Origin of the sequence: Oceanobacillus aidingensis, from assembly GCF_042654105.1 — a bacterium.
GTDB lineage: Bacteria > Bacillota > Bacilli > Bacillales > Amphibacillaceae > Oceanobacillus > Oceanobacillus oncorhynchi.
Genome location: NZ_JBHSFT010000004.1, coordinates 111,035 through 122,720 on the forward strand (window position 1 = coordinate 111,035; position 11,686 = coordinate 122,720).

An 11,686-nucleotide genomic window follows, 5' to 3' on the forward strand; every position below is an offset into this window, starting at 1 on the left:
TGCTTCGTTCCTTTTGATTATTCATCCGCTGTTTGCTGTTGAAGATAATGATAATAATCGGCTTTCAGGTTAATAATTTCTGCTTCTCCAAACTCCACGCCGGGAGCAGCATTGACCTCGAAAATATAGATTTTTCCATCCGTATCGATTCCTATATCGATGCCAAGGCAGGAGGTTTGTTTTTGATAGAGAGCTTCCAATTTCGGAGGAAGATATTCTGCGACATAGTCACATTCCGCTTTAATATCCTTCCAACCCTCTGGATAGTGAAATTTAATAAATGGAAGCAGTTTTTGTACGCCGCCGCCTTGGGCCACATTCGAAACAACCTTATTATTGGAACCGATACGAATCAGAGGAATGGCTACAGCCCACTTTCCCTCTCCATTTTTTTCTAGACGTATCCGGCAGTCAAAAGGACTGCCCTCCGTGGTCAGGGATTGAATATATTGTTGTGCTAAATATACCTTATCATCTATTAATTCTTCGATATAAGCTTTGAGTTCTTCCGCAGACAGCATCTTTTCCGAATTATTGACGTACAGCTGATAGGAATCTTCATCGATCTGATGGACCAAATAGACCCCGATTCCTTTGTGGCCGACTTTGGGCTTGAGAATAGCCCGCTGATGCTTTTGGATAAACTGCATAAAAGAGTCGAAGTCCGTGATTTGAGCCGTATCCGGAACATATTTTGCAAACGTTCCATCCTCAATCAAAGTATTGTAGAGCTTCAGTTTACTGCCAAATCCCTTCAGATTTAACAGCGTGCTTTTCTTTTTTAGGAAAGCAGCCACATTTTTATATTTATAGCAATAACTGTTCAAGTCAATATATGCAGGAACAGGGATTTCTATCTCACGCCATTTGTTATCATGCAGCGTAAACCCGTTAATCACCTCTTTATCTACATCCACATTTTTCGGATGACTGTAGATAACCTCAATTTGATAGTACTTCGCGGCTTTAGCTAATAATTTTACATATTCGGGTGGTTTGGTAAAATTCCTCATATAACATATATACATGTCGCGCCTCCTGTAATCTTGGTGTTAAATAGGACGGTGTGTAGCGTTGCCTCATCATGCTGCTTAGTTAAGAAAATAGCATACGCACAGGCATAAGTAAAATTTAACTTCCAAAAAATGTTGTTAAAAATCAAATTTTCTGTTAGTCTTATCTGTGATTCACATTTTTTACATAAGTCTGTCTAATTTTCCAATAAAAAAATAGGTAAAATATAATAGCAATTACATACGATAAATCATTTTTAAACCATACATATAATTAAAATTTAGGTGCATTGACTTATTTTTGGATTTAACAATCCTTTGTGAATCAGTTCTTTTGGTAGAGTGGTATTTATTTTTGTGATTTTTATACTAAATAAGTACCTGTTTTCTGCCGATACAAAGAAAGGAAGTAAAATTTAATAGGAGGTGCGGCAGTTTGAGGAAAAAATGGATTCCTCTTCTAGTCATTGCTTTATTGATTATTTCACCATTTTCCACTGCGGGTGAAGTGTACGCGATGAGTAATAATCAATCGAAGGAAAGTCAGCAGAGCGATGAGCACATAGAAGAGGAAGACAACAACAGAATAGACGCGGAACAGGACGCTTCGGACAATGAAGCAGAGCCAGAAGAAGTACGATTTCAGCTGGGTGATGAAGAGGAAGCAATTCAAGTACTGAAAGAAGATTTAACAGAGCTTGGATTTGCTGCGTTAGAGGACCCGACAGAATATTTCGGCTTACATACAGAAGAATCTGTAAAGGTATTTCAAGCTTTTCATGACATAGAAGAGACAGGAATCGCAGATGAAGAAACACTGCAAATGATAGAAGATTTGCTATCGGAAGATTCCTTTGATCGTGAAGCGCATCTGGAGTTCAGTAAGCCAGAAGAATTTAAGACAGAATCGGAAGAAGTCGAGCAAAATGCTGAGGCAGAAGAAGACGCTGAGTCCGAAGAAGAGCAAAATGCTGAGGCAGAAGAAGGCACAGAATCCGAGGAAGGCCAAGAATCTGAAACAGAAGAAGGCACAGAATCCGAGGAAGAGCAAGAGTCTGAAACAGAGGAAGGCACAGAATCGGAAGAAGGCCAAGAATCTGAAGTAGAGGAAGGCGCAGAATCGGAAGAAGGTCAGGAATCTGAAACAGAAGAAGGCACAGAATCCGAGGAAGAGCAAGAGTCTGAAACAGAGGAAGGCACGGAATCGGAAGAAGGCCAAGAATCTGAAGTAGAGGAAGGCGCAGAATCGGAAGAAGGTCAGGAATCTGAAACAGAAGAAGGCACAGAATCTGAGGAAGAGCAAGAGTCTGAAACAGAGGAAGGCACAGAATCCGAGGAAGAGCAAGAATCTGAAACAGAGGAAGGCGCGGAATCCGAGGAAGAAGACCAAGAAATTGGTGAGCAGCGTTTGAACGAAGTAGAAACGTTTGCTGCCCAAAGTACGTATCAGCAGGGAGATAGACACTCAGAGATTGTAAAGTTTAAGAAAAAATTAAACGCAATCGGCTTTGGTTATATCACAGAAACAACGCTCTTTGGCAGTTTCATGGAAACGCAGGTAACGCGGTTCCAAGAATACTATGGTCTTCCTGCTAATGGAAAGATGGACCGGGCCACGAGAGAAAAGCTCGACAGTGTCTATAACAGTCCGTTCCAACAAGGGAAACGTCATGATGATATCCCGGATATCAAACAGAAGCTCAATAATCTTGGATATGGATATATCAGTGTCACGACGCTCTTTGGAACCTTTATGGAACAAAAAGTAGAGCAATTTCAAAGAGATCATGGTCTTCGTGTCAGCGGGATTGCGGATGAAGTAACTTTGGCTAAGTTGAATGAACTGGCTCCGCAGGATACGTATCAGCGTGGAGACAGACATGAGGACATGATTCAATTCAAGCAGCAATTGAACGCGGTTGGTTTTGGCTATATCACAGAGACGACACTCTTTGGAAGTTTCATGGAAACACAGGTTAAAAGATTCCAAGAATACTATGGACTTTCCATTAACGGTCAAATTGACGAAGCAACGAAAGAAAAGCTGGACAGCGTTTATAACAGCCCGTTCCAGCAAGGAAAGCGTCATGATGATATTCCGGATATGAAGCGGGATTTAAATAATCTTGGCTACGGATATATCAGTATCACGACACTCTTTGGCAGCTTTATGGAGCAAAAAGTAGAGGAGTTCCAAAGCGACCAAGGTTTACGAGTGAATGGAATCATAGATGAAGTAACATTAGATAAAATGAATGAATTGGCTCCGCAGGGTACGTACCAGCGTGGAGATAGACACGCGGATATTGTGACGTATAAGGAGCAATTAAATGCGGTTGGCTTTGGCTATATCACAGAGACGACACTATTCGGAAGTTTCATGGAAACACAGGTTAAAAGATTCCAAGAATACTATGGGCTTTCCGTTAATGGTCAAATCGACGAAGCAACGAAAGAAAAGCTGGAAAGTGTCTATAACAGCCCATTCCAGCAAGGAAAACGTCACGATGACATTCCGGATATGAAGCGGGATTTAAATAATCTTGGCTACGGATATATAAGTATCACGACGCTCTTTGGCAGCTTCATGGAGCAAAAAGTAGAGGAATTCCAAAGAGATCATGGTTTACGGGTAAACGGAATCATAGATGAGGTAACGTTAGCGAAATTAAATGAGGCAGCGCCACAGGATACGTACCAGCGTGGAGACAGACACGCAGATATTGTGACGTATAAAGAGCAATTAAATGCGGTTGGCTTTGGCTATATTACAGAGACGACACTCTTTGGAAGTTTCATGGAAACACAAGTAAAGAGATTCCAAGAATACTACGGACTTAACGTCAATGGAACAATCGATAATGCTACAAAAATAAAGCTGAACAGTGTATCTAACAGTCCATTCCAGCAAGGGAAACGTCACAATGACATCCCGGATATCAAACAAAAGTTAAACAGTCTGGGCTATGGTTATATCAGTATTACCACGTTGTTTGGCAGCTATATGGAGCAAAAAGTAGAACAGTTCCAAAGAGACAATGGCTTACGAGTAAATGGAATGATTGATGAAGTTACTTTAAGCCGAATCAATCAAGCGTTTGATCAGCAATCGAATGTAAAAATCTTTCTTGATCCAGGCCATGGAGCGCATGACCCAGGCGGTCAAGGCTACGGCTTAAACGAGAAAGACGTTGTATTGGACATTGCGCTGGAAACAGAGCGGATACTTACGAGTAAGTATCAGGGTGTTGAAGTAGAAATGTCGAGAAGATCAGATGTGTTTGTTGAATTAACCGAACGGGCAAACCATGCAAATAGATGGGGTGCTGATTATTTTGTAAGTTTTCATAACAACGCCTTTAATGGGTCAACAGGCGGGTTTGAATCATATATCTACAATGGGGGCGTTTCTCAGGAAACAAGAAATAGACAAAATGACATTCATTCGTATATTTCTTCCCGTTTAAATGTTTCCGACAGAGGACAAAAGTCAGCGAACTTTAATGTTCTGCGGAACACAGATATGCCGGCGATTCTTATTGAATATCTGTTTATCGATAATTTCACAGAAAACGCATTGCTGAAAAGTGACAGCTATAAAAAGCAGCTGGCACAATATACAGCAGATGCCATTGCGCAATCTTATAATCTGGAAAGAAGATAAGAACAGCATTTTTCCAAGAATAATAAAAAAGAGGATTTTCCCACAGGCGTAACATGGGAAAATCCTCTTTTTTAATGTAATCGTTTTGGAATAGAAATCGAGTAGATGGACTCAATCAACTGATTCAGTTTTCCTTCAACCCGATGTAACAAGTAGAAGGTTACCGCAGCAGGAAACCCAATATCGGTTAAAAGAGAAATCCATGCCTCCATCGCATTCACCACCTTTGATTTTTAAACAAATTTTAAGAACAAGCTTTCAGACGAATAACAGAAGAATTTTCTAGAATAAAAGACAATGCCGTGAGGATACTCTCCTCACGGGCCAAAGTCTTGTTACGATAAAAGGATTATAATTCAATATCTTCCACAATACGTTCCACGATACGGGCACTGTGGATTTCAGTTAATCCGCCGCTTGCGGAATACAGGGCATCCTGCTGAAGAATGGTATCCATTGCTTGCTGAACAGCTGCTGGATCAGCTGGTTCCACAGGATGATCGAGCGTGTAGGTTACCACACGGCCTTCTTCATTTACAAATTTCAATTCAAGCTTGCGCATAGGTTCTCACCTCCTTTCTTTACGGAATCCCCCATTAAGCTTCTCTTTCATGAATTTCGGAAACATCACGACGACTGATTGCGTACAGGGTATGCTGCTGAACAGATGCGAATGCATTTGCTGTTAATAAAAGCTGTTCAGCAGTAGCGTCTGGTTTCACATAATTGAATCGTTTTTGCTTTAGGACAAACTCGCCGGTGATGGGGTCTACACCTTCATTCAGCGTAAGCTGCAACACCGATTCGGTTAATTCTGCGACTGCCATGTTCATCACCTCCTTTCACACTTATATTCAATTCTCAGAGACAAAAAGGGGCATGTTTATAAAAAGATTTTATGTTTTGATAAAAAATTACTTGTTTAAAAAGGGAAGAATGATCCTATAAAACGCTCTATATCAGACTTTATAGCAGGGTTCATACAGCGAATGTCGAAAAATGTCATTAAAAAGGTCAAATAAGTTATAAATTACCGTTTGTAGCGTCAAACGGTAGCATATTTATTAAAAAACGACAGTTTACCCGGACAAACTCGCATTTTACCCCGAGAAAATCCTAGTTTGGCAATATGACATAATTTTTAACTTCTGCTAGATTAAAAGCAATCTATTGAAAGGGGAGTTCAAAAATGACAAAGAAGAAATGGGAACTGGAGGATTTTATTGAACAGAATCAGCGTAGGGTGTACTACCAAATGGCAAGGCTGCAAATTAATGATAAGGATGGGGAATATTTTCAAGAAGGACTTGTAGCCATGTGGAGAGCGTATGAAAACTATAATCCGGATAAAGGACCATTAGCGACATACATGAATTTTGAAATTCGAAATCGTTTGGTGAATGTATTCCATAAATCCATTTTGGAAAGGAAATACATAGAGCAGCTGGGGCATCAGCAGGAAGTAGAGACGCAGGCAGGAAATTATATGGATGGGAAAAAGAAAAAAATACTCTCTAAAAATGAAGGAGGAACGAATCCGCAAGAAAAGCTAGATCAGGAAAGTGAAACCGATTTCTCTGAATTCACATCGATGTTGACGGAGAAGCAAAAAATCTGGTTTAACTGTGCAATAATAGAAGGACTATCCAATCAGGAAATTGCAGAGAAAGAACAGGTAAGCTTGGAAGCAGTAAAAAGCTGGGCAAAGAGCGCCAAACGTAAACTTCGGAAAATGGATTGGAATAGGGGCTAAAAGGAACTCAGCACACGCATCATAAATGGAAGGGCTATAATTATTACTTTAGACGATTATAGTCCTTTCTATCTAAGGGAGGGAATTTAGAAGAGTTATATTCATATAACAGGGAGGAAATACCTGAGTGAAGTTTTTAATTTATCTTACTTAAAAAACTGCAAAAACCAGGACTTTTGGCGCTAATATAGCAATCTAGTAAAATAGTGAACCTTTCGTGAACTTTTTTCTAGGATAAAACGATTTCAATTTAAAAAAATTGCTTAAGAAAAGATTAGGTATTGCCGATATATAGATAGAAAGCTAGAATTAAATATAGGAGGTGGAAAGATTTGAGAAGAAAGTGGTTTCCTTTCTTTTTGGTGATTTTATTGGTGACTTCTCCATTTGCTTCCGTCAGTGAAGTATATGCGATGAGTCATTCATCTAAAGAAGATGAGCAAAATAATGAGCCAGAAGATAGGGATAAAGAATCAGATGTTGATGAACAGGATTCTTCCACGGACGAAGCGGTGTCAGAAGAAATAAAGCTTAAACTAGGGGATGACGATGAACAAATTCTAGATCTGAAAGAAGATTTAACAGAGCTTGGATTTGCAGCATTAGAAAAACCTACAACTTATTATGGCCTACATACAGAGGAAGCTGTAAAAGCATTTCAAAAGTTTTATGACATAGAAGACACGGGAGTTGCAGATGAAGACACACTACTACAAATAGAATACATTTTAGCAGACGATTCATTCGACCGTGAAGAGCACCTGGAGTTCAGTAAACCTGAAGAATTTGTGACGGAAGAGGAAGAAGTCGAAGAACTGCCGGCAGCCGATGCGGAAGAAGACGCTGAAGCCGAAGCAGATGCAGAAGAAAGTTCTGAAGAAGTGACAGAGGAAGACTCTGAGATAGATGCAGAAGAAAGTTCTGAAGAAGCCACAGAGGAAGAAATTGAAGCGGACGCAGAAGAAAATGCCGGAGAAGCCACAGAGGAAGAAACTGAAGCGGACGCAGAAGAAAACGCTGAAGAAGCCACAGAGGAAGAAACTGAAGCGGACGCAGAAGAAAACGCTGAAGAAGCCACAGAGGAAGAAACTGAAGCAGACACAGAAGAAAACGCTGAAGAAGCCACAGAGGAAGAAACTGAAGCGGACGCAGAAGAAAATGCCGGAGAAGCCACAGAGGAAGAAACTGAAGCAGACACAGAAGAAAGTTCTGAAGAAGCTACAGAAGAAGACTCCGAAGTAGAAACAGAAGAAAGTTCTGAAGAAGCCACAGAAGAAGATTCCGAAGCAGACACAGAAGAAAATGCTGAATTAGAAGAAGAAAAGGAAATCAGCATACAAAGCTTTGCCAGAGCAACCGTATTTTCTGCAAACAGTACCTATAAAAAGGGAAATAGACATCAGGAGATTGTTATACTGAAGAAGCAGTTAAACGCCATTGGTTTTGGCTATATCACAGAAACAAACCTTTTTGGAAGCTTTATGGAGACGCAGGTAAAAAGATTCCAATCCTACTATGGACTGACTGCTAATGGTCAAATGAACCAAGCAACCAAAAACAAATTAAACAGTGTGTATAATAGTCCGTTGCAAAGAGGGAAACGTCATAATGATATTCCAGATATTAAACGGCAATTAAACAGCCTCGGCTATGGACATATAACTGTTACAACGCTTTTTGGGAGCTTTATGGAGACAAAAATAAAACAATTTCAAAGAGATCACGGTCTGCGAGTCAGCGGGATAGTTGATGAAGTAACCAAAAAGAAATTGAACGAACTAACTAAAAAGAGTTCGTATCAACGTGGAGACAGGCATGCAGAAATTGTTCAGTATAAAAAACAATTGAACGCCATTGGTTTTGGAAATATCACAGAAACAACGCTTTATGGAAGCTTTATGGAGACACAAGTAAAGAGATTCCAATCCTATTACGGACTAAGTGTAACTGGGAAAATGAACAAAGCAACTAAAGACAAGCTGAATAGTGTATATAACAGCCCGCTTCAAAGAGGAAAACGCCATAATAGTATTCCAGATATTAAACGGCAATTAAATAGCCTTGGCTATGGGCACATAAGTGTTACGACACTATTTGGAAGCTTTATGGAGACAAAAATAAAGCAATTCCAAAGAGGTCATGGCCTGCGAGTCAGCGGAATAGCAGATGACGTAACGGTAGCTAAGTTAAAAGAACTTGCTCCGAAAGACACCTATGAGCGCGGCAACAGACATGCAGAGGTGGTTCAATTTAAAAAACAATTGAACGCCATTGGTTTCGGTTATATCACAGAGACCAACCTTTACGGAAGCTTCATGGAAACCCAAGTAAAGAGATTCCAATCTTACTACGGATTAAGTGTCACTGGAAAGATGAACAAAGCGACAAAAGATAAACTGAACAGTGTATACAACCATCCGCTCCAAAGAGGAAAGCGTCATAATGATATTCCAGAGATCAAACGTCAATTAAACAATCTTGGCTACGGACACATAAGTGTAACAACCCTTTATGGAAGCTTTATGGAGAAGAAAATAAAGGAATTCCAAAAAGATTATGGCCTGCGTGTCAGCGGAATAGCAGATGACGTAACAGTAGCTAAATTGAAAGAAGTTGCTCCAAAGGATTCTTACCAGCGTGGAGACAGACATCCTGAAGTAATTCGATTTAAAGAACAGTTAAACGCTGTTGGTTTTGGCTATATTACAAAGACAACCCTTTATGGAAGCTTCATGGAAACGCAAGTAAAGAGATTCCAATCTTACTATGGATTAAGTGCGACTGGGAAAATGAATAAAGCAACAAAAGACAAGCTGAACAGTGTTTACAACAGCTCCTTCCAAAGAGGGAAGCGTCACAGCGATATTCCGGCTATTAAACGGCAATTAAACACGTTAGGCTACGGTTATATATCCGTAACTACGCTATTTGGAAGCTACATGGAAAGCCAAATAAAGAAATTCCAAAGAGATAATAACTTGCGCGTAAATGGAATCGCAGATGAAAGAACACTGGCAGCTCTAGATGAAGCAGTCAGTAATCGCTGGGTAATTAACCATGAAACATATGACGTCACATTCAATCAAGCATTGAATACGCAAATGAACCAATTACAACAGACAGATATGTATCGAAATAATGCTGCTTATGTGCATAAGAATTATGTGGATGGTTCAAACAGAACAACTGCAAATGTAAATGTCCGCTCCTCTGCAAGCAGTTCGAGTCACATTTATGGGCAGATAAGCAGCGGAACACAGGTTACAATTCTTGGTTCGACAGGTGATTGGTACAGAATCAGCTACAATGCTTGGAGAAATCCAACTAGAAGTGATGTAAGCAGTTATCTGAATCCAGAGAATAATGATATCTTCCAGCATTTAGATTTAACCAGCAGTGTTGGTGTCACAGCCTCTTCCTTAAATAACGATATTCTAAAAGGGAAAGGCATTCTTGCCGGCAGAGGACAAGCCTTTATAACAGCTGGCAAACAGCATAGTGTCAACGAAATCTATTTGATTTCACATGCGTTATTGGAAACTGGTAATGGAGGCTCTGCTTTAGCAAGAGGAATTGAAGTGGGCTTAAATAGGAGCGGAAATCCTGTTGTAGTTACTTCATCTAACCGAAGCAGCCTTCGAAATATTAGAACCACATACAATATGTATGGTATTGGTGCGGTAGATGGCAACGCGCATAACGGCGGAGCCATCAGAGCTTATAATGAAGGCTGGTTCTCACCAGAACAGGCTATCATTGGCGGTGCCCAATTTATCGGAAACAGCTACATTCATAATCAATATAACCAAAATACGTTATATAAAATGAGGTGGAATCCTGCGAACCCTGGATACCCGCAATATGCAACAGATATTGGCTGGGCAGTGAAGCAAGTTCCAAGCATTAAAAGATTATATGATATGCTGAATAACCCGGTATTCAAATTTAACATTACACAATATCGTTAATATGTTTTAGCACCCGAATTACTTTCTCCGGAAATCGATTCGGGTGTTTTTTGCTTTTTTATATAACAGTTCGTATCAAATTATGGTATGATAAACGAAAGAGTAGGTAATAGAATACAAAGGTAAGTTTACTAGAATATAATTAAGTAGGTGAACAACTATGTGGAGTGCTGCTGAGTTGCTGATTGCGTTTGTTATCGCTTTGCTGACAGCAATCATCACGACACCAATCATTATATGGATCTCTAAAAAATGCAATCTAGTAGATCAGCCTGATAATAGAAAACAGCATCAACGGGCGGTACCAAGCATTGGCGGATTAGCTATTTTTATTGGTATCGCTGCAGGATTCCTCTATCTGCAGCCGGAACATCCGCAGATGACGGCGATTATCATTGGCGGAATCATCATGCTATTGACAGGGTTTCTGGATGATATACTGGATCTTCGTCCCGGCACCAAGCTGTTAGGCCAAATAGGAGCAGCTTCGGTTGTTGCCTATTCCGGATTAGTCATTGAGAAAGTGACATTACCTTTTATGGGAACGGTTTTCTTGGGAGAGTATGTTGGGATAGCTCTTACGATTTTCTGGATTGTGGCGGCTGCAAATGCGATTAATCTGATTGATGGATTAGACGGTCTGGCTGGAGGCGTGTCAACCATTGCCTTCATCAGCATTTTGATTATGGCCATCATGGATTATCGTGTGATTGTCATTGGATTATGTGTCCTGTTGATTGGTGCAACATTAGGGTTTTTAGCATTCAATTTTCATCCGGCAAAAATATTTATGGGAGACACCGGAGCATTATTCTTAGGATATTCGATTGCGATTATATCGATGCTCGGCTTATTCAAAAATGTAGCCTTCTTCAGCTTCGTTATCCCGATTATTGTAATTGCACTTCCGGTATTCGATACGCTGCTTGCAATCATCCGGAGAATTAGTAATAAACAAGGCATTTCGGTAGCGGATCGAAATCATATTCATTATCTATTACTGAAAAATGGTTATTCCCATAGACAATCTGTATGGATTATCTACGCATTCAGCATGTTCTTCGGTGCGATGGGAATTGTGGTTAATAACGCACAGCTGATGACGTCCTTGGCTGTCTTCAGCTTCGTTATACTGGGGATACATCTATTCTCGATTGTATGTGGAATCAGATCGAGAGGAAGTATTATTTCTCTATTTCATAAAAAAGAAGAATTGCATAAAAGAAGGTTAAAATAAGATAAGCAGGTCTCTCTATTCTTGGATGGTACAAGAATAGGGAGGCTTTTT

General features: G+C 40.0%; 8 protein-coding genes. 4 read left to right on the forward strand and 4 right to left on the reverse strand.

The window, feature by feature from the left end:
• Positions 1-17: 17 nt before the first annotated feature.
• Entirely contained in the window at positions 18-1,028 is a 1,011-nt protein-coding gene (locus tag ACFO3P_RS04185) for a YheC/YheD family protein (RefSeq protein ID WP_379542187.1), read from the reverse strand.
• Between the two features lie 421 nt (positions 1,029-1,449).
• Here ACFO3P_RS04185 and ACFO3P_RS04190 point away from each other — a divergent pair, with 421 nt between their 5' ends.
• Complete coding sequence (locus ACFO3P_RS04190) at positions 1,450-4,677, forward strand: peptidoglycan-binding protein (RefSeq protein ID WP_379542188.1); 3,228 nt, start codon at positions 1,450-1,452, stop codon at positions 4,675-4,677.
• Positions 4,678-4,748: 71 nt separating this feature from the next.
• Here ACFO3P_RS04190 and ACFO3P_RS04195 read toward each other — a convergent pair whose 3' ends face one another.
• The 3 genes from ACFO3P_RS04195 to ACFO3P_RS04205 all read right to left on the reverse strand — a co-directional run bounded on the left by ACFO3P_RS04195 (position 4,749) and on the right by ACFO3P_RS04205 (position 5,504).
• Entirely contained in the window at positions 4,749-4,889 is a 141-nt protein-coding gene (locus tag ACFO3P_RS04195) for a YvrJ family protein (RefSeq protein WP_084612819.1), read from the reverse strand.
• A 137-nt stretch (positions 4,890-5,026) separates the two neighbouring features.
• Positions 5,027-5,239, reverse strand: a complete 213-nt coding sequence (locus ACFO3P_RS04200; protein WP_042529620.1) for a DUF2922 domain-containing protein — start codon at positions 5,237-5,239, stop codon at positions 5,027-5,029.
• A 34-nt stretch (positions 5,240-5,273) separates the two neighbouring features.
• On the reverse strand, positions 5,274-5,504 hold the full coding sequence (locus ACFO3P_RS04205) for a DUF1659 domain-containing protein (protein ID WP_042529621.1): 231 nt from the start codon (positions 5,502-5,504) through the stop codon (positions 5,274-5,276).
• Positions 5,505-5,866: 362 nt separating this feature from the next.
• Between ACFO3P_RS04205 and ACFO3P_RS04210 the strand changes: the two genes are divergently transcribed.
• From ACFO3P_RS04210 to ACFO3P_RS04220, 3 genes are all read left to right on the forward strand, one after another.
• Positions 5,867-6,430 (forward strand): sigma-70 family RNA polymerase sigma factor, encoded by a 564-nt coding sequence (locus ACFO3P_RS04210; RefSeq protein ID WP_379542189.1) that lies wholly within the window; start codon positions 5,867-5,869, stop codon positions 6,428-6,430.
• Positions 6,431-6,762: 332 nt separating this feature from the next.
• Positions 6,763-10,398, forward strand: a complete 3,636-nt coding sequence (locus ACFO3P_RS04215; RefSeq protein WP_379542190.1) for a peptidoglycan-binding protein — start codon at positions 6,763-6,765, stop codon at positions 10,396-10,398.
• A gap of 160 nt (positions 10,399-10,558) precedes the next feature.
• Positions 10,559-11,635, forward strand: coding sequence for an MraY family glycosyltransferase (locus ACFO3P_RS04220; protein ID WP_379542192.1), 1,077 nt, complete (start codon positions 10,559-10,561; stop codon positions 11,633-11,635).
• Positions 11,636-11,686 lie beyond the last annotated feature (51 nt).

Coding starts and splice junctions, on each gene's coding strand:
- ACFO3P_RS04185 (WP_379542187.1), bottom strand. CDS start 1,028: ATGTATATATGTTATATGAGGAATTTTACCAAACCACCCGAATATGTA.
- ACFO3P_RS04195 (WP_084612819.1), bottom strand. CDS start 4,889: ATGGAGGCATGGATTTCTCTTTTAACCGATATTGGGTTTCCTGCTGCG.
- ACFO3P_RS04200 (WP_042529620.1), bottom strand. CDS start 5,239: ATGCGCAAGCTTGAATTGAAATTTGTAAATGAAGAAGGCCGTGTGGTA.
- ACFO3P_RS04205 (WP_042529621.1), bottom strand. CDS start 5,504: ATGGCAGTCGCAGAATTAACCGAATCGGTGTTGCAGCTTACGCTGAAT.
- ACFO3P_RS04210 (WP_379542189.1), top strand. CDS start 5,867: ATGACAAAGAAGAAATGGGAACTGGAGGATTTTATTGAACAGAATCAG.
- ACFO3P_RS04220 (WP_379542192.1), top strand. CDS start 10,559: ATGTGGAGTGCTGCTGAGTTGCTGATTGCGTTTGTTATCGCTTTGCTG.